The 23,784-nt window shown below is 48.5% G+C and carries 25 protein-coding genes; 11 read left to right on the top strand and 14 right to left on the bottom strand.

Annotated elements, in window-relative coordinates; all coding sequences use genetic code 11:
* Nucleotides 1-230 precede the first annotated feature (230 nt).
* On the top strand, nt 231-2,183 hold the full coding sequence (gene pulA, locus MUG84_RS21835) for a type I pullulanase (RefSeq protein WP_244728910.1): 1,953 nt from the start codon (nt 231-233) through the stop codon (nt 2,181-2,183).
* Nucleotides 2,184-2,253: 70 nt separating this feature from the next.
* On the opposite strand, the gene MUG84_RS21840 is transcribed toward pulA, so the two are convergent.
* The 3 genes from MUG84_RS21840 to MUG84_RS21850 all read right to left on the bottom strand — a co-directional run bounded on the left by MUG84_RS21840 (nt 2,254) and on the right by MUG84_RS21850 (nt 4,948).
* Nucleotides 2,254-3,108, bottom strand: a complete 855-nt coding sequence (locus tag MUG84_RS21840; RefSeq protein WP_244728913.1) for an SDR family oxidoreductase — start codon at nt 3,106-3,108, stop codon at nt 2,254-2,256.
* Complete coding sequence (gene uxuA / locus MUG84_RS21845; protein WP_244728915.1) at nt 3,105-4,193, bottom strand: mannonate dehydratase; 1,089 nt, start codon at nt 4,191-4,193, stop codon at nt 3,105-3,107. Before uxuA ends, MUG84_RS21840 begins: the two co-directional genes overlap by 4 nt.
* Before the next feature lie 77 nt (nt 4,194-4,270).
* Nucleotides 4,271-4,948: a GntR family transcriptional regulator gene (locus MUG84_RS21850; RefSeq protein ID WP_244728917.1), complete on the bottom strand. Its 678-nt coding sequence runs from the start codon at nt 4,946-4,948 to the stop codon at nt 4,271-4,273.
* Between the two features lie 238 nt (nt 4,949-5,186).
* Between MUG84_RS21850 and ric the strand changes: the two genes are divergently transcribed.
* Nucleotides 5,187-5,885 carry an iron-sulfur cluster repair di-iron protein gene (gene ric / locus MUG84_RS21855; protein WP_244728919.1) on the top strand — a complete coding sequence of 233 codons (699 nt, stop codon included), beginning with the start codon at nt 5,187-5,189 and terminating at the stop codon, nt 5,883-5,885.
* Nucleotides 5,886-5,975: 90 nt separating this feature from the next.
* On the opposite strand, the gene clpP is transcribed toward ric, so the two are convergent.
* Nucleotides 5,976-6,563 (bottom strand): ATP-dependent Clp endopeptidase proteolytic subunit ClpP, encoded by a 588-nt coding sequence (clpP, locus tag MUG84_RS21860; protein ID WP_244728921.1) that lies wholly within the window; start codon nt 6,561-6,563, stop codon nt 5,976-5,978.
* Nucleotides 6,564-6,597: 34 nt separating this feature from the next.
* Nucleotides 6,598-7,269, bottom strand: coding sequence for a sigma-70 family RNA polymerase sigma factor (locus MUG84_RS21865; protein ID WP_244728923.1), 672 nt, complete (start codon nt 7,267-7,269; stop codon nt 6,598-6,600).
* Nucleotides 7,270-7,520: 251 nt separating this feature from the next.
* Between MUG84_RS21865 and yunB the strand changes: the two genes are divergently transcribed.
* Nucleotides 7,521-8,372, top strand: coding sequence for a sporulation protein YunB (gene yunB / locus MUG84_RS21870; RefSeq protein ID WP_244728924.1), 852 nt, complete (start codon nt 7,521-7,523; stop codon nt 8,370-8,372).
* Nucleotides 8,373-8,558: 186 nt separating this feature from the next.
* Here yunB and MUG84_RS21875 read toward each other — a convergent pair whose 3' ends face one another.
* Nucleotides 8,559-9,644: a M23 family metallopeptidase gene (locus MUG84_RS21875; RefSeq protein ID WP_244728925.1), complete on the bottom strand. Its 1,086-nt coding sequence runs from the start codon at nt 9,642-9,644 to the stop codon at nt 8,559-8,561.
* Nucleotides 9,645-9,775: 131 nt separating this feature from the next.
* On the opposite strand from MUG84_RS21875, the gene lipA reads away from it, so the two are divergent.
* Nucleotides 9,776-10,702 (top strand): lipoyl synthase, encoded by a 927-nt coding sequence (lipA, locus tag MUG84_RS21880; protein ID WP_280521454.1) that lies wholly within the window; start codon nt 9,776-9,778, stop codon nt 10,700-10,702.
* A gap of 43 nt (nt 10,703-10,745) precedes the next feature.
* Entirely contained in the window at nt 10,746-11,192 is a 447-nt protein-coding gene (locus tag MUG84_RS21885) for a YutD family protein (protein WP_244728927.1), read from the top strand.
* Nucleotides 11,193-11,234: 42 nt separating this feature from the next.
* Here the strand turns inward: MUG84_RS21885 and MUG84_RS21890 are convergent, their stop codons facing one another.
* Together MUG84_RS21890 and ylbJ are read right to left on the bottom strand one after the other, a co-directional pair.
* A complete protein-coding gene (locus MUG84_RS21890; protein WP_244728928.1) occupies nt 11,235-12,038 on the bottom strand; it encodes an NAD kinase in 804 nt (267 codons plus the stop codon).
* A 65-nt stretch (nt 12,039-12,103) separates the two neighbouring features.
* Nucleotides 12,104-13,372 (bottom strand): sporulation integral membrane protein YlbJ, encoded by a 1,269-nt coding sequence (gene ylbJ / locus MUG84_RS21895; protein ID WP_244728929.1) that lies wholly within the window; start codon nt 13,370-13,372, stop codon nt 12,104-12,106.
* 425 nt (nt 13,373-13,797) lie between these two features.
* Here ylbJ and MUG84_RS21900 point away from each other — a divergent pair, with 425 nt between their 5' ends.
* The gene (locus tag MUG84_RS21900; RefSeq protein WP_244729163.1) at nt 13,798-14,499 is read left to right on the top strand and encodes a DUF2225 domain-containing protein; all 702 of its coding nucleotides are present in this window, start codon (nt 13,798-13,800) and stop codon (nt 14,497-14,499) included.
* Between the two features lie 63 nt (nt 14,500-14,562).
* On the opposite strand, the gene MUG84_RS21905 is transcribed toward MUG84_RS21900, so the two are convergent.
* Together MUG84_RS21905 and MUG84_RS21910 are read right to left on the bottom strand one after the other, a co-directional pair.
* On the bottom strand, nt 14,563-14,793 hold the full coding sequence (locus MUG84_RS21905) for a hypothetical protein (protein ID WP_244728930.1): 231 nt from the start codon (nt 14,791-14,793) through the stop codon (nt 14,563-14,565).
* Nucleotides 14,790-14,960: a YycC family protein gene (locus MUG84_RS21910; protein WP_244728931.1), complete on the bottom strand. Its 171-nt coding sequence runs from the start codon at nt 14,958-14,960 to the stop codon at nt 14,790-14,792. The genes MUG84_RS21905 and MUG84_RS21910 overlap by 4 nt, the downstream gene beginning before the upstream one ends.
* 108 nt (nt 14,961-15,068) lie before the next feature.
* Here MUG84_RS21910 and MUG84_RS21915 point away from each other — a divergent pair, with 108 nt between their 5' ends.
* Nucleotides 15,069-16,868, top strand: a complete 1,800-nt coding sequence (locus tag MUG84_RS21915; protein WP_244728932.1) for a M3 family oligoendopeptidase — start codon at nt 15,069-15,071, stop codon at nt 16,866-16,868.
* Between the two features lie 283 nt (nt 16,869-17,151).
* A complete protein-coding gene (locus tag MUG84_RS21920; protein ID WP_244728934.1) occupies nt 17,152-17,559 on the top strand; it encodes an O-methyltransferase in 408 nt (135 codons plus the stop codon).
* A gap of 230 nt (nt 17,560-17,789) precedes the next feature.
* Here the strand turns inward: MUG84_RS21920 and MUG84_RS21925 are convergent, their stop codons facing one another.
* Together MUG84_RS21925 and MUG84_RS21930 are read right to left on the bottom strand one after the other, a co-directional pair.
* The gene (locus MUG84_RS21925; RefSeq protein WP_244728936.1) at nt 17,790-18,035 is read right to left on the bottom strand and encodes an alpha/beta-type small acid-soluble spore protein; all 246 of its coding nucleotides are present in this window, start codon (nt 18,033-18,035) and stop codon (nt 17,790-17,792) included.
* A gap of 156 nt (nt 18,036-18,191) precedes the next feature.
* Entirely contained in the window at nt 18,192-19,169 is a 978-nt protein-coding gene (locus MUG84_RS21930; RefSeq protein ID WP_244728938.1) for an aldose 1-epimerase, read from the bottom strand.
* A 560-nt stretch (nt 19,170-19,729) separates the two neighbouring features.
* Here MUG84_RS21930 and trpS point away from each other — a divergent pair.
* Nucleotides 19,730-20,716: a tryptophan--tRNA ligase gene (gene trpS, locus MUG84_RS21935; RefSeq protein WP_244728940.1), complete on the top strand. Its 987-nt coding sequence runs from the start codon at nt 19,730-19,732 to the stop codon at nt 20,714-20,716.
* Here the strand turns inward: trpS and MUG84_RS21940 are convergent, their stop codons facing one another.
* On the bottom strand, nt 20,717-20,902 hold the full coding sequence (locus MUG84_RS21940; RefSeq protein WP_244728943.1) for a hypothetical protein: 186 nt from the start codon (nt 20,900-20,902) through the stop codon (nt 20,717-20,719). It abuts the gene before it with no gap.
* 118 nt (nt 20,903-21,020) lie between these two features.
* Here MUG84_RS21940 and MUG84_RS21945 point away from each other — a divergent pair, with 118 nt between their 5' ends.
* Nucleotides 21,021-21,233 (top strand): alpha/beta-type small acid-soluble spore protein, encoded by a 213-nt coding sequence (locus MUG84_RS21945; RefSeq protein ID WP_244728945.1) that lies wholly within the window; start codon nt 21,021-21,023, stop codon nt 21,231-21,233.
* Nucleotides 21,234-21,417: 184 nt separating this feature from the next.
* On the opposite strand, the gene MUG84_RS21950 is transcribed toward MUG84_RS21945, so the two are convergent.
* Nucleotides 21,418-22,401 (bottom strand): metal-dependent hydrolase, encoded by a 984-nt coding sequence (locus MUG84_RS21950; RefSeq protein WP_244728948.1) that lies wholly within the window; start codon nt 22,399-22,401, stop codon nt 21,418-21,420.
* A gap of 304 nt (nt 22,402-22,705) precedes the next feature.
* Here MUG84_RS21950 and cyoE point away from each other — a divergent pair, with 304 nt between their 5' ends.
* Entirely contained in the window at nt 22,706-23,641 is a 936-nt protein-coding gene (gene cyoE, locus MUG84_RS21955; protein ID WP_244728950.1) for a heme o synthase, read from the top strand.
* The last annotated feature ends 143 nt before the right edge of the window (nt 23,642-23,784 follow it).

The raw sequence follows: 23,784 nt of genomic DNA on the forward strand, positions 1-23,784 counted from the left end.
AGACTGGAGAACGTTCGGCAATAACCGGGACGACTCCAGTCATTATTTTTTTATATAGTGTGAGTACTACTCTGCATAACGTAGTTATATCAATAGACTGGCTATAGACCGTTCATAACAGGAACTGGGCTGGTCTTTTTCCTGTTGATAGGGCAGAAAAAAGATAAAACATACCCCGTCATTGCTTGCTATAATGGACATAATGACAAATGATCGGGGAGTGGCTGAAAGTGGCGGTACAGAAGGAACATGATGTCGTTGTTGATTATGGGGATCCTGCAGTCACGAACGGCGTTTCTGTGTTTGATGCAGCATTTGACGAATCTTTTGCGTACGACGGCGATGATCTTGGCGTATGTTATACGCCGGTTGAAACGAAGTTCCGCTTATGGGCTCCAACGGCTTCGGAAGCAAGGCTGCTGCTGTATCCGGCTATGGCTTGTACGTTAGCTGAAGAATTGGAGATGATCCGGGATGTAGGGGGAACCTGGGCTCTTCGAATGGAAGGTGACTTCAAGGGCTTCGGTTATAAGTATAAGGTGAGAATCGGCGGGCAGTGGAATGAGGCGGTGGATCCTTATGCTGCTGCTGTTGGCATCAACGGTGACTGCGGAGCCATTGTGGACCTGTCCGCGAATCCGGACCATTGGACAGAGGAAAAGCCTGCTCTGGATTCTCCCGTGGACGCTGTGATTTATGAGCTGCATCTTCGGGACTTGTCTATACATCCAGGCAGCGGGATATCCCATCCCGGAAAATATCTTGGTCTCGCCGAGGAAGGCACGAAGGGGCCAAAAAATATCCCGACTGGACTCGACCATATCCGAAGTCTGGGGGTTACGCATGTCCAGCTGCTGCCCGTGTACGACTATTCTACGGAAAGTGTAGACGAGTCCCGGCTTGATATTCCACAGTACAATTGGGGGTATGATCCCAAAAACTATAATGTTCCAGAGGGTTCTTACGCAACCGATCCTTACGAGCCTTCCGTGCGCATCACGGAAATGAAGCAGATGATTCAGAAGCTGCATGACAAAGGCCTCCGCGTTATTATGGACGTTGTTTACAACCATGTCTATGATTGGTACCTGATCAACTTTACCAAGCTGGTACCGGGCTATTATTTGCGTTATAAAAATGACGGAACACTTTCGGATGGTTCGTTCTGCGGCAACGAATTTGCTTCGGAGCGGAAAATGGCCCGTAAATTCATTGTGGATTCCATCCTACATTGGGTGAAGGAGTACCATTTCGACGGCTTCCGTTTTGACTTGATGGGACTCATGGATATAGAAACGATAAATGAAATTCGCAGACGCCTTGATGAGATCGATCCTTCCATCATTACCATCGGTGAAGGCTGGAATATGAATACCACGCTGACTGCTGAGAAGCGGGCGAATCAGTTGAATGCACAATGGCTTCCAGGCATCGGCCAATTTAATGACGGCTTTCGGGATGCGGTAAAGGGAAGTATTTTTCTGCATGAGAACAAGGGCTTTATCAGCGGCGCCAGCGGCTTTGAGAATGATGTCCGCAAAGGCGTCGTAGGAGGGATCGAATACAGCAGAAGACTACGGCAGTTCGCCTCAGAACCCGTCCAAAGCGTCAATTATGTGGAATGTCATGATAATCATACAATGTGGGATAAGCTTGTTCTATCGACCGGAGAAATGACTGACAAAGAGCGCAGATGCATGCATCGTTTGGGCTCGGCAATGGTTCTGACAAGCCAGGGCATTCCGTTTATTCATGCAGGCCAGGAATTTATGCGGACCAAAAATGGCGTGGAAAACAGCTATAAATCTCCGGATGAGGTCAATTGGCTGGATTGGGAACGCTGCTCCGCTCATCTTGAAGACGTGAGATACATGCAGCAGCTGATCCGGCTTCGCAAAGAGCATCCCGCGTTCCGTTTACGGACGGCAGCGCAGATCCGGGAACATCTTATTTTTGAGGAAGCTCCTGCCGGATGCGTAGCTTACACGCTGCGTGATCATGCAGGTGGGGACACAGCCAAGCATTTGTATGTGCTGTATCATGCAAGAACAGGGAAGACCCGAGTCGATCTCCCATTTCCGGGAACGTGGGTAATTTTACTCGGGGAAGAACAGGTGCAGGATCTGCAAGCTGAGCAGATCACGGTTAAGGGAATCGGTATGGTCGTCATGGCAATCGAATAACAAGAAGAGGGGCAGCCCGGGTCTTTTAGTGACCTGAAGCTGCCCCTTATATATTCACCAACAGTTGCTTTTATACGCCGGAATATGCCATAAAGCCACCATCGACAGGGATGACCGTTCCTGTGACAAATCCGGATGTGGTTTCGTCAACGAGCCAGAGCAGGGTGCCAAGCAGATCCTCAGGAACCCCAAAGCGCCGCATAGGCGTATGAGTAATGATTTTATGAGACCGTTCGGTGAGGGAGCCATCGGCGTTGGTGAGCAGCGTACGATTCTGCTCTGTCATGAAGAAGCCTGGAGCCATGGCGTTTACGCGGATACCGGACTCGGCCAGATGCACAGCCAACCATTGCGTAAAATTGTTAACGGCTGCCTTGGCGGCACTGTAGGCCGGAACCTTTGTTAATGGGCTCTCTGAGCTCATGGATGAAATATTAAGTACGGTAGCTCCTGAGCGTCCGATCATATTTTTGGTGAAAACTTGAGTCGGGATAAACGTACCGATAAAGTTCAAATCCATGACATTCCGGAAGCCTTGTGCACTGACATCAAAGAAAGAAGTAATATCCGGCAGATTCTCATCACCTGCACGGTGAATCTCATTGGTTGTATTGGCGCTCGGATGATTGCCCCCAGCCCCGTTAATGAGAATATCACAGCCTCCAAACAGCTCGCGCACCTTCTCCTCGGCAGTGGTAACACTCTCCTTGTCGGTAACGTCACAGGCAATGGCAGTGGCTTTACCTCCAGCTGCGCGGATTTCTTCTGCGACGAGTTCGCCTTTCTGGATAGTCCTGTTCAAAATGGCGATGCTGGCTCCTTGTCGTCCAAGCTCCAATGCCATGTCACGGCAGAGCACCCCTGATCCGCCGGTGATGACTACGGTTTTCCCCTGAAGGGCTGGGTGCAAGGGAAGAGTACTCATATGGATCCCTCTTTTCTTGTAATAGGTTGAACCCGCTCCAAAGCGTCCCATAATCCCCATAGGTACATAATGCCAAGGGCACGATCATAAAGGCCATATCCTGGCCGGCATTCCTCACCCCAGAGATGGCGGCCATGGTCCGGTCTGACGTATCCGGTGAAGCCATTGTCGTGATAAGCTTTTACGATGCCGGTGATATCGACGGTTCCGTCTTGCGTTCGGTGGGAGGTTTCGATAAAATCACCGTTGTCGTAGACGCGGACATTACGGATATGGGCGAATGGAATCCGTTCATGGAATTCATGAATCATGCTAACGATATCGTTGTCCGGGTTCGCGCCGAAAGACCCGCTGCAAAGCGTGATACCGTTGGACGGGCTGTCTACGATCTTAAGCAATCTACGCAGACTCTCCTGTCCGGTTATGATGCGCGGCAGCCCGAAAATCGGCCATGGCGGATCATCCGGATGAATAGCCATCTGAATGCCGTAGCGCTCAGCGACTGGTACGATGGCTTTCAGGAAATAGGCGAGATGTTCCCAAAGATCTTCAGACGATACCCCTTTGTAAGCCTCAAATAGGGAGTTCAAGTGTTCGAGACGCTCCGGCTCCCAGCCCGGCATCGTCAATGTGCTGTTTTGGTTGATCTCTTGGACAAACTTGAAGGGATCGATTCCGTCTATTTTTGATTTTTCAAAGAAAAGAGCCGTTGAGCCGTCATCCATCGTTTTATGTAATTCGGTCCGGGCCCAATCGAACACAGGCATAAAATTATAGCAGATGACCTTGACGCCGACCTGTGCCAAGCGTTCAATGGTCGTAATATAGTTCTGAATATACCGGTCGCGGGTAGGGAGACCGAGCTTAATATCTTCATGTACATTTACGCTTTCGACCACGTCCAAGTGGAGGTTGTATTTCGCAGCCTGGTCGCGGACTTCTAAAATTTTCTCCATTGGCCATTCTTCTCCGGCCGGAACATCATGCAGTGCCCACACAATACCTTCCACACCGGGAATTTGTTTAATCTGGCCGAGCGAAACAGTGTCGTTACCTTCGCCGAACCAGCGGAATACCATACGCATTCCTTCACCGCCTTATCGTCATGTAATGAATATCGGGACCGCTGCAGGCTGCTGCCGGGCAGTCCGGTCGTCAGGCATTACTTGAAATATTCGGGATACCGTTCTTTAAGCACAGGAAGGTTGGCAATGTTGAGACTCATATGCTCTTTCATAATCTGCTCGGCTAGGTCTGCTTGCTGCTGTTTGACAGCGAGAAACATTTGACGGTGCTGCTCATAGAGATGCTCCCAATGCGGATCCGTCCATAACCAGAGGATGCGGGTACGGTTGAGGTGGGCGTTCATCTGCTGGATCGTGTTCCAGGTACCGCGTTTCCGGCAGCCTTCAAACAGAATGCGGTGAAAATCCTCGTCTAGTTCAAACATTCTTTTGCCGTCGCGCTGCTGAATAGAATGCTGCTGCTCCGTAAGATTGCTCTCCAAATCCGCCAGCCTGTCGGCAGGAAAAGACTCGCAAGCAAGCCGGATAACGGCTTTCTCCAGTTGTTCGCGCATGAACCGGGCTTCTTCAACCATATCAGAGTCAATGAGCGAGACCCGCGTTCCGCGCTGCGGAAGAACGAGCACGAGACCTTCCTGAGCCAGCCGAACGAAGCTCTCTCGCACCGGGGTGCGGCTAACCTGAAAGGTCAGCGACATTTCTTTCTCGGACAGCGTGGTACCAGGGGGCAGGTCCAGGCTGACGATTTGCTGTTTAAGATGTTGATAAACGGCACTTCCAGCCGATCCGGACTTCTGAAGCATCCTTTCGTCCATCTTGTTCACCTCCTCCTACCATACTACCATACAAGTATGGTAGTGTGGAACAGTAAGCGTAAACAAAATTATTTTAGAGCGGATCTTTGTAGTGAAGGCGAAAACTTCACAGATCGTTGGATTTTGGTATGACCGTAGTCACAAGAATGGATTCCGGCTTTTCATATACTGGGTTTGTAAACACGATTAAAATCTCACGTAATTAACGGAATAAATCCACTATATGGAGGTCCTTTCAATGAGTTCATTCACACTTCAAACCCAAGTATCAGATATCGTAACAGCCATACCACAGTCGGCAGATTTGTTCCGAGCACTGCGGATCGATTTTTGCTGCGGCGGCAAGATCCCTTTGGAAGAGGCGGCAGTCAAACGGAAGCTGGATCCGGCGGCTGTGCTAGAGCAGATAAAGACGCTGGAAACGAAGATGGTAGATTACCAGCAAAGCCGCCCGGGCGAACTGACTGAACCGGAGCTAGTCAAGCATATCCAGAATAAGCATCACGCCTTCCTGTGGGAAGAACTGCCCGCTCTGACGCCTTATGTGACGAAGTTGGCCCGTGTGCATGGGGAGCATCATCCGGAGCTGCTGCGGGTACAGGAGATTTTCACGGATTTGAAAAAGGAACTGCTGGAGCATACCGAAGATGAGGATCAAAACGTATTTCCACTGATTCTGAAGTTCGCTGCGCGGCCCGATCTAGGCACCGCCGCAGAGCTTAAACCGCATGTATCCGAGCTGGAGCATGAGCATGAGCAAGCAGGCAATCTCCTAAAGGAGCTGCGGGAAATCACCAGCGATTTTGCTCTTCCTGAGGATGCCTGCGGCACGTATCGGCTCGTATATCAGCGGCTCGAAATGCTTGAAAAGGATACCTTCGCGCATATCCATCTGGAGAACAATGTGCTGTTCGAACGGATTCGCGCGGCAGTGTAACTCACCATGTGTTGTCCTTGATTTTTCTATAAATGAAAAGCTGTCCGAGAAAAGCCTCGGACAGCTTTTTTTTCAGCACGGAGCTCAGTTTCAGACCAGGGGTTTCGTAATAATCCGGTCCACAATGCCGTATTCCAGCGCTTCTTCGGCCGAGAGGTAGAAGTCACGGTCAGCGTCGCGGTAGATTTTATCCAGCGGCTGGCCTGTTTTGTCCGCGATGAATTGATTCACCTTTTCCCTCATCTTAATGATCCGGCGGGCGGAAATTTCGATATCGCTGGCCTGCCCTTGAGCGCCGCCCAGCGGCTGGTGCAGCATGAACTCGCTGTTTGGAAGCGCGTAACGTTTGCCCTTGGCGCCGCCAAGGAAAAGAAATGCCCCCATGGAGGCTGCAATGCCCATGCAGATCGTACTGACCTGCGGTTTAATGTAATCCATCGTATCGAGGATGGCAAAGCCGGAAGAAATTGAGCCTCCGGGACTGTTAATGTACAGAGAGATTTCTTTGTCCGGATCATCGGCAGCCAGGAAGAGCAGCTGGGCGATAATGCTGTTTGCTACCTGGTCATTGACCTCGGATCCTAGGAAAATGATCCGGTCCTTCAGCAGCCTTGAATATATATCGTACGAGCGTTCACCCAGGCGGGTCTGCTCTACAACGTAAGGTATCGTATTCATCGTAATAGCCTCCTTCTAATGTACAGCGAAAGGGCTATGCCGCGCGTAAATGTAGGGAAGGTGAGTTACTGCCAATATGGGATGAAAGCCGGACAGGTGATTGGTTGGCCTGGTTCGCAGTGCGTAGCGATAGGGCGAGCTTTCTCAGCAGTTCAGGCTGCTCCAACCGGATCGCAACCAGAAGCTGGCGCTGAAACCAATCGGCATCCACCAGATCCCATTCCTGGCTTGCAGCCGGAATTTCTGCAGGCTCATTCTCATTCAATTTACGGCGTGCCCTATACAGCAGCGATTTCACGGCGGTCTCGTTTAGTTGGAGCGAAATCGCAATGTCAGACAGCCTGTATTCGAAAATCTCCTTCAAGACAAACACCAGCAGCTGTTTCGGAGTCAGGCGCTCCATCAGTGTATCCAGTCCACTAAGCAGCTGTTCCAGCGTTTTTTCACGCGAAGGCTCCTCCATGGTTTGACCTATGGCTTCGCGGCTTCTTTTGCGCAGCTGGTCAATCCAATGATTGCGGGCAATCGTCGTCAATAGCGGGAGGCTGGCTTCCCGTTTGCCGGAAGGGTCCTTTTGACAGAATTTTATAGCCTTAAGCATGGAGTCATGCGCCAGATCCTCGGCGTCCCAAGAATTGCCGGTCATGCTCAGGCAGACATATTTCAGCTTCGGGTACAGATCTTCCAATTCCTTATGGATTAACATGTTAATCACTCTCCTTGAGAGGCCTCTATATATAGAACGTTCAGGCAGTGGTAAAAGGATACGGCCGCTACTTAATTATTTTTCGTCTTCCTCAAAACACTTCATGGTTATTTTCCATTATACCAAAAGTATATGCCGGATCGATGCTGCCCAATCGGCGGGTGACTATGGCTTGCTCTTCTTTTTTTCGGGACAGGGACATATGCTGATAAGGTAAGCGACCTCTTCTTCCAAGGAGGGATGGGCAGGACATGAAAAGAAGAGCGAGATGGCGGAGCAGGGGAGTGAGCAAGCCGCGGAGCCGGAGGAAGGTGTGGCTGATCGGTTCGCTCGTGTTTCTGATCCTTTTGCTGCAATTTTTTGGTTTTGTGGAGAACCATATGAAACCTCCGATCATGCACCTGGCGAAAATCCGTATGAAGCAGATCGGTACGGATGCCATTAATGAAGCCATTGCTTCTCAAGTCGCACAGGGTAAAAATGCAGAGCAGCTGATCGACTGGAAAATGGATTCCTCCGGAAAAGTCTCCGGATTCATGTTGAATTATGCGGAACATATGAAGATTACTTCGGATACGTTTAAGGTAGTGCAGACCACGCTGCAAAACAAGCATATGCTGTCTGAAAGCATTCCGATCGGGCAGGCGCTTGGGAGTCCCCTCATCGCTTCCTTCGGTCCGAACGTGCCGATCCGTATCGAACCGCAAGGAGCTGTCAAGGTGGATCTCAAAACGAGGGAGAAGGATGCTGGCATTAACATGGTGCTGGTCGAGGTCTATATCCATGTAACCGTAGAGGTGGCGGTGATCATTCCTTTTGACATGGAGCCAGAAGTGATCGACACGGAAATTCCGGTCTCTTATCTTATGGTGGTTGGTGATGTGCCGATGTACTATTACAACAGTCAGGGACAGCCTGTAGGAAGTAACGGTGTCAATGCGCCGAATATTGGTCTGCCGGGCATTACCGATAATACGGCATCCTCACATACAGGCCAGAACGGACAAGGAAAAGAGACTCCGGCGATACCTGGCATCTCAACTGGAAAACCGGAAAAGCCTGGTGACAAGGGCGAGAAGTCTGAAACTTCGGAGACTCATTAAGGATAGCGCAAAGCTCCCAGCGCGCGGTGTGGCGTCTGTATGACGGCGGTGAACAACGGTTGATGTTCTGGCTTAGATGAAGAAGAATAAATTAAGGGAAAAATAAAGCCTGAGTCGACTGCCCATGAAGAGGGGCATGACTCAGGCTCGTGAAGTTGTTTTTTAAGACTACAAAGGATTCTTCCGTCAGGAAGTTCCTTTTTTCTTTTTCTTGATGGCCTGATGTTCTTCCTTCTCCCAGTGCCGAAGCAGCGGATAGGGATCAAATGACCATTCCACAAGTCCACTGTCCCGGTAAATGCCATAGTGCAGATGCGGCGGGAACTTCCCTTGAGTTCCGGGTTTTCCGTATCCGGAGCTTCCGACCCAGCCGATCGTCTGGCCGGGAATGACGATATCGCCCTGTTTCAAGTTTTTCTCAAAACCCTGTAGGTGGGCGTAATAATGGTAACGATTTTCCAGATCCCGGATGCCGATGCGCCAGCCCCCGTAACGGTTCCAGCCTTTCAGCTCCACGATGCCGTAGCAGGTGCTTCGTACCGGCATCCCGTAGGGAGCAAAAATATCGGTTCCTTCGTGTATGCGGTATCCGCCCCAGCTTCGGCCAGTTCCCCATGTGCTGCGGTATGCGTAGGAATTGGAGATAGGCAGAGGAAAAGCGTGTCCTGACAAGTCCAGCGTCTGAAACTTCTCATAAAGCTTCGAAAACTGCCGGATTCGCTGAACAGAACGGCTGTTATGGTAATATTCCCAGAGTGCGATGCTGAAATCATCCTCGGATTGACCGTAGCGGATCAGATAGGAAGCCATGCTGTACAGCACATCCATATCATTGTTCATATCCGCGTGCCCGTCACCGGATCCGTCTTTGCCATAGCCGTTAAAAATGCTGATGGAGTGCGGATTGCTATCCTTCTGATCGGGATTGAACATGCCGGTCCATACGGGCTCGTTCATGAAAATGCCAGTTAGCCTCGCAGGGTGGCTGCGGTCCTTTGGATGGACTTTCGTCAGCGTGTGCTCATATTGGTCAATTGCTGCGAGGCGGTACCATGGAATATGGGTTACTGCGGCAACGCTCTCGTAGAGTTTTTTTCTCGAGGTAAGTATTTCCTCCCGGCTCAGCTTGTCCAGCGATTCCGCTGCTTGCGCAGGAGCGGGATTGGAGGCCCCCCATACAGGAGAGGCCACGGATCCAAAGACGATAGCTGCAGCAGCAGCGCAAATTAGTGAACGGCGGATTTTATTCAGCTTTGAAATGGATATTCTCATTGTGTACCTCCTGCTGGCAGCTTATAGGCTTTTTATCCGGCCCGAACGGGAATAAGTTTAGATTGGTACAAGAGAAGCCATTTTATCCCGCTTGGGAAATGGAAGTATTTTGAGTTATTTCATGATATAATATGGGGCATGCAGTAGTTAATCATGAGCGAAAGAAGGTCAAATCATTGCCTAATCAAACCGTTAAGGAACCAAAGCCGGACTGGATTCGCATCAAACTGACAACCGGTGACAACTATCAAGAGATCAAGAGCATGATGCGCTCGAAGACACTACACACTGTGTGTGAAGAAGCGCGTTGCCCTAACATATATGAATGCTGGGCGAACCGTACAGCGACTTTTATGATATTGGGTGATATTTGTACGCGTGCCTGCCGTTTTTGTGCAGTCAATACGGGAAGACCTACCGAGTTGGATTTGCAGGAGCCTGAACGGGTGGCCGAAGCCGCTGAGAATATGGGATTGAAACACTGTGTTGTGACAAGCGTCGCACGGGATGATCTATCTGACGGAGGCGCTATGATTTTCGCTGAAACCGTTAAGGCCATCCGCAAACGCCTGCCGCTGTGCAGCGTCGAGGTTCTTATTCCTGACTTCATGGGAAATTGGGATGCACTTAAGGTCGTTATGGATGCCAAACCGGATATTCTAAATCACAACATCGAAACTGTAGAACGCATGTCGAATCGCGTGCGCGCGAAAGCGAAATATCACCGTTCTCTGGAGCTTTTGAAAAAAGCGAAGGAAATGCAGCCTAATATTCCAACCAAATCGAGCATCATGCTGGGTGTAGGTGAGGAATGGGATGAAATTTTGCAGGCAATGGACGACCTGCATGCTGTGGATTGCGATATTATGACGATCGGCCAATATTTACAACCATCTCCACAGCATTTGAACGTTGCTAAATATTATCATCCGGATGAGTTTGTTAAGCTGAAGGAGGAAGGCATGAAGAGAGGGTTCAGCCACGTTGAATCCGGTCCGCTCGTACGCAGCTCCTACCATGCCCATGAGCAGGTAAAATCAGCGGCAAGCCACAAATAATCATTATTATTTTTTCTTTGAACGAAAGGCAGGGGGAGCACATTTGATTCTCATTGGAGGAAAAAGCTACGAGCTGCTGAAAGACCATAAAAATGGCTGGAACCCTGAAGCCTTTCGCGACCGGTACAGCGAAGTGCTGGACCGCTACGATTATATTATCGGAGACTGGGGCTACAACCAGCTGCGGTTAAAGGGATTTTTTCGGGATAAGCATCCTAAATCCAACAAAGATTCGGCTTATTCCGGAATGCTGGATTACATTAATGAGTACTGCAATTTCGGGTGTGCTTACTTCGTCCTGCAAAAGAATCGGGATGGGCAGCCGAAAGAGAAGGAGAAGCAGGAAAAACCCGAAAAGCTTGATCAACCGGAGAGGGTAGAGAAGCCGGAGAAGCAGGAAAAACAACCAGAGAAACAGGATAGACCTGAAAAATCCGGGAAAATGGAAAAACAGGACAAGCCGGAGAAAGTCAAAAACGGTTCCCAATAGGGAACCGTTTTTTAGTATCTGATATAAAATAATAAGCAGCGTTTATCCAAGGAAAGCCTCTCTGACACGGTTCCAGAACGGAAACGGACGGTAACGTGCAAAGCTTACCTTTTCTTTCGCGACCTGGCAGCTTACAGAGATTAAATCGTCGACCTGAATGTTGACATGATCGATCGTAAGCAACAGACGCTGTTCCTTCCGAGAGAATATGTCAGTGTGATGATGCTTTGGCAGCAGCAAGGGCGAACCCATCGTACGGAACACACGGTTGTTGATCGAGGCAATTTCCGCGATCTGCAGCGCTTCAATCGTCGGATGTACCATCGCTCCGCCAAGACTTTTATTGTAGGCGGTACTTCCGGATGGTGTCGAGATGCAAATGCCGTCGCCACGGAACATTTCAAAGGTCTGGTCGTTGATATCCACTTGGGCCACGACGGTTCCGTCCACGCCCTTAAGTGTAAATTCATTGAGTGCAATATAAGAAGCATTGCCCGATTTTCTATGGATTTCCAGCTCGAGTAGCGGGTATTTAACGATCCGCGGGCGGATGGAGCCGGATTTGCTGGCAGAACTCATCAGGTCAATCAGCTGAGGCAGCTCGTCTGCCTGCCAGTCAGCATAGAATCCGAGATGGCCGGTATGAACACCAACAAAAGCGATATCGGGAATATGGTCAATAAATGTATGAAAAGCATGAAGCATCGTGCCGTCTCCGCCAATTGAAATGACAATCTCGGGAGATTCGGCATCCAATCGGAATCCGCGTTCAGCGGCTAGCTTATGGAACTGCTCGCTCAAATCAACTGACAACTGATCACCGCGATCCAGGACATAATATCTCAAGAGAGTTAGGCTCCTTTGTTTGGGTATATAACGATCATAAACAATATCGGAGCATAACACAACGTTCATTTAGCTGCTTTACCGTTTCCTTGGTGCCATAAAGCACGGATCCAGCTCCAGAACACGGAAGCCAAAGTAATGAAAACAATCAGGATGCACAAGTAGGCAATCCGGTCCGCAAAACCTCCTGCAGCAGAGACCAGGCTAAGTTCCGGCTCAGGACGGAATGCGGGAGAAGGTCTCAGATTGCCCATCAGCGGATCCCACAGCAGCAATATAAGGACTGCAGCCAGTATGGCATGAATCAAACGCGCAATCATAAAGGGCAGGTACCGCAAATTGGTTGCATGCAGAATACTTGCAATTTGAGCATGAACGGAGAGTCCGCCCCAGGACAAGATAAAAGCCGCGGCGGCTGCTTTGTAAGGCAAAGGTACTGAGGCAGCCGCTTCACCTGCGGAACGTGCTCCGAGCGTTACTTCAAAAAGTCCGCCAATCAGCGCTTCGGATAATGAAGCAGGAAATCCGACAGCTGTGAGTATTTTGTCGAGAATAAGGTAGAGGCTCTTCATTACACCAGCCTGCGTCAGCAGCTCCAGGAATACGGAAAAGAATACGACCAGCCCTCCGACGACAATAATAAGCTTCAAAGAGGATTCCACCGCCTGCCGAAGCATTTCGCCTATGCTTCGGCCGTCCTGCATTCTAGCCTGATGCATCGCGGCAAAAGCGCTCTGGACACGACCGCCTTTTTTAGCGGAATCCATCGCTCGCTCTGGTGTCGGGCCTAAACCGTTAGAAACTCCAGATCCAGTCTTCTGCTGACCATGAAAACGCATGAGAATCCCGATCAGGAAGCCACCCCCATAATGAGCCGCTGCCAGGATGACAGCAATTTTGGAGTCATGGAAGAAGCCCACTGATACGGCGCCAATCAGAAAAATAGGGTCTGACGACGTCGTAAAGGCCACTAGCCGTTCTCCTTCGTCCCGGGTGATCATATTCTGTTCCCACAGCTTGGCGGTGAGCTTGGCACCGATCGGATAGCCAGAAACGTAACCCATCGCTGCTACAAAACCTCCGCTGCCCGGAATGCGGAAAAGCGGCTTCATCAGCGGGTCCATGAGCGTTCCGAGTAAATGCACGACGCCAAAGCCCAGCATCATTTCCGAGATGATGAAAAACGGGAACAAGGAAGGAAAGAGAATATCCCACCAGATGGCCAGTCCACGCAAAGCGGATTCAAGATAAGCTCCGGGAAAAAGGATCATGAGCAGCAGCAAACCGGCGAATGAAGCCAGCATCAAGGGGAGACTCAGCTTTTTTACGGACATAGTCACACCTTCCTGGTAATGAATGGGTCATTCGAATCAAATCTGTTTTCCTAAAATTTATGATTTACATCGGACAAACAGTACAAAAAAAGTTAGAAAGCGTTTACAAAGCATAATGTTTTTTTGACGAATGTATGCTAAAATGTATATACCAACTACTATTTAATATCCAAATTTTAATATATGGATGGAGTGCTGAGATCATGAGTATTGTCGTCGGTGTTCTTGTCTGCGCTTTCGTGTATGTTATTCGCGCCTCATTGGTCCATCCCGGCGAAGAGGATTGGAGCAGCTACTAAATACCCTAAGGTGCTAAACAAACGTTTAGCACCTTTTTTTGTTTTTTGATATAATGGAAATAATTTGTACTTGTTAAAATAATGCCCTGGCACCTAGACGAAAGACATGAAAGGAATGTGGGGATGTTGACCTTAGAACCTCTATACTCCATCAAAGTGACCTGCTATTACTGCGAGCATGGATTTAATACCTCACGCGTACGTCCCAGCTTCAAAAAAGCAATCCGGACCGACTCCGACTTTTGCGCTTATTACAAGGATGAAAATCCCGATTATTACGTTGTCAGAGTTTGTCCGAAGTGCGGCTTTGCTTCAACCGAAAATTCGACTGAACGCTTGAATGATGCGCAAAATAAACGGTTTGCCGAAAACATCAGCAGCCGCTGGCTGGAGCGCGATTTCAGCGGACACAGAGAATGGGAGGCTGCCCTTGAAACGTACAAGCTGGCTCTGCTTGTCGCACAGACGATTGGAGAGAAAGAGCGGAACATTGCGAGCCTTCTTCATCACATCGCCTGGCTGTACCGTTATAAAGGGGACGAGGAGCAGGAGCAGCGTTTCTTGAAATACTCTCTTGAATCCTACATTAAGGTTTATGAATTTGAAGGCGTCGGAGCCAATAATGCCCGTCTGCTCTATTTGATCGGGGAGTTGAACCGCCGAATCGGCGAATTCAGCCAGGCGGTCAAATGGTTCTCAAGGGTCATAAACGACAAAAAAATCGTGGATGCGGCAATGATCCGTGCTTCACGGGAACAATGGGGTGTTCTTCGCGAGCAAATGCTGGCACGGAAGCTGGAGCTGCCTGAAGAAATGAATCTGGCCTGAAATGAACAGGTAAGCACAAAACACGCATAGAACATGCGTGTTTTGTCTAAAGTCGGGTACATTTTAGCGTACGGGTTGATCGAACCGCAGATAGTCGTTATCGGTCTCGAGTACGTTTAGCCGGCTGCTGCAGCAGGGGAAAACGACCAGCTTTTTTCTGCCTTCATTGATGCTTTTCAGTTCGCTGGGTTTGAGATTCAGTCTTACATTTCCGGCTCCGCAAAACGGGCATTCATGCACATAAATGTCGCCCATCTGCTTGTCATAAGGCCAAGTATTTGCGAAAGGGATCATTGACCGTCCTTCTTGTCCGCTTGATCCTCATTCGTTTGTTCTTTGCCAAGCTCAGCAATTTTTTGCAGCAGAATATGCTGCGGCATGTGCATGAGATGTTCGAGCGGAACTCCCAGTTTCTCCGACAGCTTAACAGCCGTTTCGGGTGATATTTGCAGTGGTCTCATGACGAGCATCCCTCCAAAGGATTTATTAAAGGATGTTTTTCTTTCAGTTATACACCTTAACATGAATACCAATCAAATGAAACTTATGTAAAGGAATGGTGATCTGTAATGAATAACAATTTGAAATTGACATGGGATCTGGAGTCCATTTTCCCAGGAGGATCTGCTTCTACTGAATATCAAACGTTCCTGGATACCCTTGAAAAGGATCTTGTGAAGCTGAAAGAGGATGTCAACTCCGCGACCGCGCCAACGAATCTTGAAGAGACCAAAGGGCTTGACGGTATCATTTCAAGCATGGGCAGCTGCATTTCCCGCCTCTCAGAAGGCAGTGCTTTTGTAAGCTGTCTGCAGGCACAGGATCAAGGGGACAAAAAAGCGGTTCAACTGGCTGGCCGGATTACAACCTTGCATGCCCTTTTAAATACGATCATCACCCAGTTTGACGATATCCTTGGCCGTACCGATGATGAGACATGGAAAGGATGGATGGGTCGCGATGAAATCCAGCCGATTTCTTTTGTCTTGAATGAAAGCCGCGACCAAGCTCGTGAAAAGCTCAGTCCTGAGCTAGAAAGCCTGGCGCTGGATTTGGCTGTCGACGGTTATCATGGCTGGAGCGACCATTACGATACGGTGGTAAGCCACGTGAAAATTCCGTTTGAAGTCGACGGAGAAACCGTGCTGTTGTCTGCAGGACAGGCCCATAACAAACTGTATGATGCGGATAAGGAAGTCCGCGATGCAATGTTCGTAAAATGGAAGGAAGCTTGGGCGGACAAAGCCGACTTCTGCGGAGATACGCTGAATCACCTCGGCGGCTTCAGACTGAAGCTGTATGAGCGCCGCGGCTGGGATGAGGTATTGAAGGAGCCGCTGGCCATTAACCGGATGTCGAATGCAACACTGGGTTCGATGTGGAGTGTGATCCAGGACAACAAACCGATGCTCCTCAAATACATGGAACGCAAAGCTAAACTGCTAGGAGTCGAAAAACTGAGCTGGGTAGATGTCGATGCTCCGATCGGAAAGGTATCATCGAAGGTCTCCTATCAGGAAGCGGCGGAAACGATTGTGGAGCAGTTCCGTAAGTTCAGCCCGAAAATGGCCAACTTTGCCGAAATGGCTTTTGATAAATCATGGATTGAAGCGGAGGACCGTCCCGGCAAACGTCCTGGCGGCTTCTGTACTTCCCTTCCGGTCAGCAAAGCAACCCGTATCTTTATGACCTTCAGCGGAACAGCTTCCAATGTCTCCACGCTTGCGCATGAGCTTGGACACGGCTACCATCAGCATGTGATGGACGATTTGCCGGTGTTCAACCAGAATTATGCCATGAATGTGGCAGAAACTGCTTCTACATTGGCTGAAATGATCGTGTCTGACGCCATGGTGAAAAAAGCAAGCGATGAGCAGGAGAAGCTGGCGCTGCTTGAGGATAAAATCCAGCGCAGTGTTGCTTTTTACATGAATATCCATGCCCGCTTCCTGTTTGAAACACGCTTCTACGAAAAACGCAAAAAGGGTCTTTTGAGCGTACAAGAGCTGAACGATCTGATGGAGGAAGCACAGAAGGAAGCTTACTGCAATGCTTTGTCTGCTTATGAACCGACGTTCTGGTGCTCCAAGCTTCATTTCTACATTACAGGCGTACCGTTCTATAACTTCCCGTATACCTTCGGTTATATGTTCAGTACAGGTATCTACGCGCAGGCTTTACAGCAGGGCACCGGCTTTGCTGACAAATATGATGCTTTGCTGCAGGATACCGGTGCCCTGACAGTGGAAGAGCTCGCTAAAAAGCATCTGAATGCCGATCTGACAGGACGCGATTTCTGGCAGAGTGCAGCCGATTTGCTCACTCGGGATATCGAGGAATTTTTGAGCATGACAGAAAACTTGGCTTAAGCAGAATTAAGCTTGAACTAGGCCCTAGGCGACAAACGCAAGAGGAGTCTCCATCCGTGGGATGGGTCCTCCTCTTTTTTTGCAGGGAATGAGAGTTTACGGTTATTTTGTCATAAAAAACAGAAAAATAGCGGAATTTTGAATTAAATAAAATCGAAATTGCGAAAATAATAGTAATAAATACCCATTTATGTTTAAAATTGTTGTGTGATCGGAAGTCCTGTCTTATAATGAGTCATAAGCCCTAAATTTTTTGGCGAATATTGAAGAGAGGAGGAAGAGAATGATAAAAACCGAGCAATTATCCCTAGCAAGACAGCTTGATATAGTCTTTAAAGAGCTTGAAGAAGAGCTGAACGACCTATCCTCAGGAACAGTGTTTGTGCAAATACGCAATAATACGATTGGTAAATTCGGGATTCGTCATAATCCGCTGGAGGGTCGAAATGGGGAACTGCGTTCCGAAGATTCTGGACTTACTCCCGTGCAATATTCATCCTTTCGGGTCATGGCGCTGGAAAGTTTAAAATATAAGCGGCACTGGACCCACGGCGAGATCAGTTACGAATTTGCTGTAAGGCAGGGGATGATCGTTGTCGATGCCATCCTAGAGTCGAATTATAATATGGCGAGTTTGATGATTCGCTACCCAAGACATACATACTCCGATCCACTTGCCGAAGTTTATTAATTCAAACGCACTTATTGTATTTTTAGAAACATAGGAACAACATACAATTTTGAACATGAAAAGCAGGATTAGCAGCATACAGAACATAATAAATGAAGCGCCAAAAAGGCAACCTTTTTTTCAAAAGGCTGCCTTTTCTTACGGATTTTTAGCCCGTAATGATCCGCAGGTATGGCTCACGCCTTGCCGCAGATCGACACGATATCACATTTACAAATGCCGAAAGCAGATTATTGTTGACCACCGGAAAGCTGCTGTTCAGCCATTTGCACCAGACGTTTTGTAATATATCCTCCCAAAGAACCAGTCTCGCGGGAAGTCATATTTCCGTAGTATCCGTCTTGCGGAATTTGTACACCCAGCTCTTGAGCAGCTTCCATTTTCATTTGTTGAAGTGCGGCGGTTGCTTGAGGTACGACCAGGTTGTTGGAACCGCTACGTCCTTGGTTTTGACCTGCTTGACCTGCTTGACCCATGATTGTCACCTCCTTCGAACTTGTTGAAGTTATTATGGTTATAAAGATTTGAAAACATACAGCAGAGGATAACAAAAATCTTGGGAATATTTATGAAAAAGAAAATAAGGCGTCCTCCCGACATCATCGGAAGGCCGCCTTATTCTTATCGTTATTTTAGGATTCGATAGGGTATACCATATTTAATTGCAAATCCATTTCAATGGACTCCTTGGGCTCGAGTCGGATGAGTCCGGTGACTTCAGGACCGAAGGAGAGATTGGGGGCATTTGGGAGCCAGGTATAAGGTTCAATGCATAGAAACTCATTGGCATCACCTTTGGTATATAGCACCCAATGCTTATAGTACTTGGGATCTGCTGAATATTTGATTCCATAGCCATCGCTGCGCAGCAGGGTAGCCTCTACAGGCTGGCCTTTTCCGATCCGGAACTGTGTGTCGAAATTCGATCCTTGTATATTCATCCCATCGTTAAGCTGCTCCAGGGGACCGAGAGGCAATACATCACCTGTGGTGAGCAAATCCTGATCGAGACCGTAAATCGCATCTACAGGCAGATGAAGGGTCCATTCACCGGGTTGTCCGTCGAGCAGGAACCAGGTATGGAAACCAATACCAAAAGGAACCGGATAATCGCCTAAATGAGTAACTTTTAAATGTTGGGTCAAACGGTCACCCTGCAGCCGCATGGTCATTTCAAGCTTTAAGGGAGCCGGAAACTGTTCCATCCAGTGAGGATCGTCCGCGGTCAGAAATTCGGTTGTGACAGCACAGCCGTCTTCATCTTCTTCAATATCGCTGACTCTCCAAGGCTGGGTACGGTGCAGCCCGTGGATATGGTTGTCACCTGCGGTATTGCGGTCGAATTGGTATTCGCGGCCTTCAAATTCAAAATGGCCTCCACGAATTCTGCCAGGTGGAATGAGCATCGGCATACCGAAATGATAGGGTTTTTGCATATAAAATGCCAAATCATTTTCATCGGGTCTTCGGATGACTTGTCTGTTCTGGATGTTGTCCCAGATGGAAATCACATTGTTCCCCAGCCACGGCAGCAGCGTGACTTCAAGCTCGCGACTATGAAGAATGTACGTGTCGTAACCATTCCATTGCCCTTTGGTCACTTGTTTCATATCGATGCTCCTTTTCGTACTTATAATTCAGATCGTTACATTAATACTGCTTTAACGTTATCATAACAGATTTTACGGTTGTAGGTAAAAAAATCACTTTCGACATTATTCGCAACAGCCAAAAACTGCTTTTATGAATATCTGCCCGGTTCTGCTCAAAAGATAATTTTGCAATTCCTGAAAAGGGGTTTGACAATTTGGCAACATCAGCTATATCATAGGCAGTGAATAAAGGCTTTTCAATGATTATGTAAACGCGATGACAGGGACAAGTAAGCAAAGACGGCATAACCTTCAGAAAGCCGGTGGTTGATGTGAACCGGTGGGGCCGATTTTGCCGAATGGACCCTTGAGTGCCGAGTTGAACGGAAGAGGCTTCTTCCCGCGTAGACCGGCCGGACCATTCCACGTTAAGGAATAGAAGGTTGTTTCGGACCTTTGGATGGCATCTGTTCATGTGATGCTTTACAGCCGGACAGCAAATAAGGGTGGCACCACGGTCTCACGTCCCTTGCGGGCGTGGGGCCTTTTTGTATATTCAATTTAATGGAGGGATTTTCATGAAAACCGTTCTTTCTGGAATTCAACCAAGCGGCAAGCTGACGCTGGGAAATTATATTGGAGCCATGAAAAATTTTGTGAAGCTGCAAAATGACTACACCTGCAACTTCATGGTCGTTGATCTGCATGCGATCACGGTGGCGCAGGAGCCGAAGGCTCTTAGGGAACAGTCTGAAGCGGTAGCAGCTTTGTTCATCGCAGCCGGTATCGATCCCGATAAAGCCAATGTCTACATGCAGTCTCATGTACCGCCTCATGCGGAGCTCGGCTGGATTATGACGACCCTGACTTCGATGGGCGAGCTTGAACGGATGACCCAGTTCAAAGACAAAGCGGCAGGAAAAGAATCTGTTGGCGCCGGTTTGTTTGTATATCCTTCACTGATGGCGGCAGACATTCTGGTGTACAATGCGGACCTCGTGCCGGTTGGCGAAGACCAGAAGCAGCACCTGGAGCTTGCCCGTGATTTGGCTGGACGCTTCAACCACCGCTTCGGCGATTATTTTACGATTCCGGAGCCGTATATTCCTGAAGTGGGCGCACGGATTATGTCGCTAGACGACGCGTCGAAAAAAATGAGCAAAAGCAATCCGAACCCAGGCAGTTATATCGCTTTGCTCGACACACCGGACGAAATTCGCAAGAAAATCAGCCGGTCTACGACCGACTCTGGTAAAGAGGTACGCTATGACCCTGCCGAAAAACCTGAAATTAGTAATCTCATGAGCATTTACTCGGAGTGCTCCGGCATGTCTATGGCAGAAGTTCAAAATAAATATGAAGGCCAAATGTACGGCGGCTTCAAAAAGGATTTAGCCGAGGTTGTTGTCAGCGTGCTGGAACCTCTGCAAAAAAGATATTATGAAATCCGGGAATCCGGACAGTTGTACGATATTCTTGAAAAAGGCGCAGGCAAAGCAATGGAAACCGCATCGCGTACGCTGTCAGACGTGAAGGAACGGATGGGCTTCCTGCTGCCTAGATGATTACTCGGCTTCGGGACCGTTCAAACGGTTCTTCTTGGCCTTGATGACGAATCCCCAGCCGATATTGCAAATGGCGATTACTCCTAGAAAAACTGCAAGCCAGCCGTTATAGCTTATGGAGATAGCGGCGGCTCCTAGCAGGAAAATAGATGAGCATGCGAACCAGAGGGACAAACCTTTACTCATTGTAAAAAACCTCCAGACAAAATATGAATTCTTTTCTGTATAACTCTCAGTAGACGAGCCATACTAAGCTTGCAAGCTTGTAACTCACACACACGCAGAATTGAAGGGAGATCTGATTATGGCTCAATCTCGTTCTAACAATCTGGTAGTACCTCAAGCAAGAACGGCTTTGCAGCAAATGAAAATGGAAGCTGCTCAAGAACTGGGGATTCAAATTCCTCAGGACGGATATTACGGCAATATGACTTCCCGTGAAACTGGTTCCCTCGGAGGATATATTACCAAGCGCCTTGTCCAAATGGCTGAACAATCCATGTCCGGCCGTCAATAATCTGATTAATCACCAGCCCGGAGCGTATGAAGCGCTTCGGGCTTTTCTGTGCGCGCTTCCAAGATGGACTCTCTAGGGTGATTCTCTCCCACCAGCCATTATTCGTCAAGTTTGAATTGGATGGAGGGAATGGAAAAGGCTGCTTCCTCAGAGGAAACAGCCTCATTTAATAAGAAGGCTTTTATCAGCCTGAATTGATGGACAGCCTTTTATCCATTTTCTTCTCACTTAGCCATCCGACGTAGGTGTTGATCGGTTGGAATTGTTTATCCATGACGAGTACAGCTACAAACGGGTATTGCTTCCGGTGGCGGTAACGGACATCGGCCCAGCGGACAATGTACCCCCAAGGGAGATTCTCCACTTCCGCAACGGCAAAAGACGTGAAATAAAGGAACGCCTGCACATCCGGATGCTGCTTAGAATGCTCTATAGCCGGGTGCTGCTCGGTAACCGCATGCTTGCGCCATTCCAGCCCGTTTCCGTTCAGAACACCGATTTCATAGCTTCCGTCAGTCAGAGCTTTCACCACATGCCATTTATGAAAGGTGACCGTCGGAATGACATAGTAGCGTTCACCCTCCTTACGGGTGGAATCCAGCCGTTTGACCTCAGCTGTTCTAAGTGAATGAACAACGGTCCGCCAGACATAATAGATTGCCGTCAGAATGTACAAGCCCGTAAATAACGGGGCGGGATGAACTGCACCGGTGCTCCAGAGCAGGATGGCAACGGCATGCGTTGAAAAAATAAACGGATCGAAAATATGAATGATATTCCAGGAGATCCACCGCTCTGAAAATGGCCGAGCAGCCTGGGTTCCATACGTATTGAACAAATCGCTGAATACATGAACGCACACGGCAACTCCGGTCCATAGAACGATGTGTCCGGCAGGCACCGTCCTAAACAGCAGTGACAGAATGCTGCTGATCAGCGCGGTCCAAATAACGAGAAAGGGAAGAGAATGCGTGATTCCCCGGTGATTTTTTACGTACAGGGCATTGCTTTTGATGCGCAAAACCCCATCGAAATCAGGGGCCTGAGAACCGATGACCGTACCCAGAAGTACAGCGGTTGCAAGCGCGGGGCTTGCGGCTACCGCTGGATCAACGTAGGCAAGACCAGCCAAACTGAGTCCCATCACAAAATGCGTGGCTGTATCCATTACCATGTCTCCTTCATGTTGTTCTTATTATTATTGTAACAAATCCTGAAATACAATTCTTGCGGCCATGTGCGGATCATGTGAGAATTTTGCAAATCCTGCTGTTTCGCTTCCTTATAATAGTTACTACCCACTTTTGGATGAATATATAAGGAAATGACCATACTTAATTGTGTCACCATATTGTCAAATTGGTGAATGATTTTGGAGATGATTGTCAAACACTTTTAACTTTTGATATGATAAACTTTATAGCGGGGATATCTTTCCTCCATCATGACAGAATAAGGAGGATTCTCAAGGCGTGGACAATCATTTAAGTTACCAGGCTCCTTCGGATTCCGCAACGCTTTCCATCAAGCAAACGCCCCCGGATTCATCGGCAACGTGGAGAGATTTCATTACACTTACGAAACCCGGGATTATCCGTTCTAATTTAATTGCTGTTTTTGCAGGATATTGGGTCGCGTCCCAGTGGGACATTCAGTTTGGTAAAATGATTTTGACCCTTCTTGGAACTGTGCTTGTCATGGCTTCTGCCTGTGTATATAACAATTATTTTGATCGTGAACTCGATACAAAGATGGAGCGTACGCGCAATCGTACCCTTCCAACAGGGCGACTGAAGCCCTCAGTAGTACTCTGGTATGCCTTTATACTTGGTGCACTAGGACTGGCTGATCTGTTTATTTTCTCAGGGGTTCTGGCCGGCATTTTCGGAATGGTGGGAATGTTCGTTTATGCGGTCGTGTACACTATGTGGCTGAAACGCTCTTCGACTTGGAGCACATCGGTGGGTGCCATCTCCGGAGCAATGCCTCCAGTCATCGGGTATGTGGCGGTAACGCATACGGTCGATTTCGGAGCTGTACTGCTCTTCGCACTGCTGTTTTTGTGGCAGCCGCCGCATTTCTGGGCACTTGGCATCCGCCGTGTGGAAGAATACAGAGCAGCAGGATATCCGCTTCTACCTGTTGTAAAAGGAATTAAACGCACCAAAATTCAGATTATTCCGTATCTGGTGCTACTGGTTCCAATTCCATATTTGATGTATGCGTACGGATATACCGGTATTTACTTTATGATCATAGGAACATTGCTGTCGCTGATATGGCTGTTCCTCGGTATTAAGGGCCTCACTGCAAAAGATGACGAAGCATGGGCGAAAAAGCTGTTTATCTTCTCGATTAACTATTTGACCCTAAGCCTCATCGTGATGATCCTGAACACCGTGCATTAAAATATATAACGGACAAATCCCATGGATGCATGGGATTTTTTCTAGAAATCAGGTAGAAGTTCTTGAACTTCTACCTGATCTTACATAACGGTTATTTTGAAGCTGAGCCACCCGGCTCATATCATGGGGAGAGAGGAAGCGTT

Origin of the sequence: Paenibacillus mangrovi, assembly GCF_022898935.1 — a bacterium.
GTDB classification, from domain to species: domain Bacteria; phylum Bacillota; class Bacilli; order Paenibacillales; family Paenibacillaceae; genus Paenibacillus_AQ; species Paenibacillus_AQ mangrovi.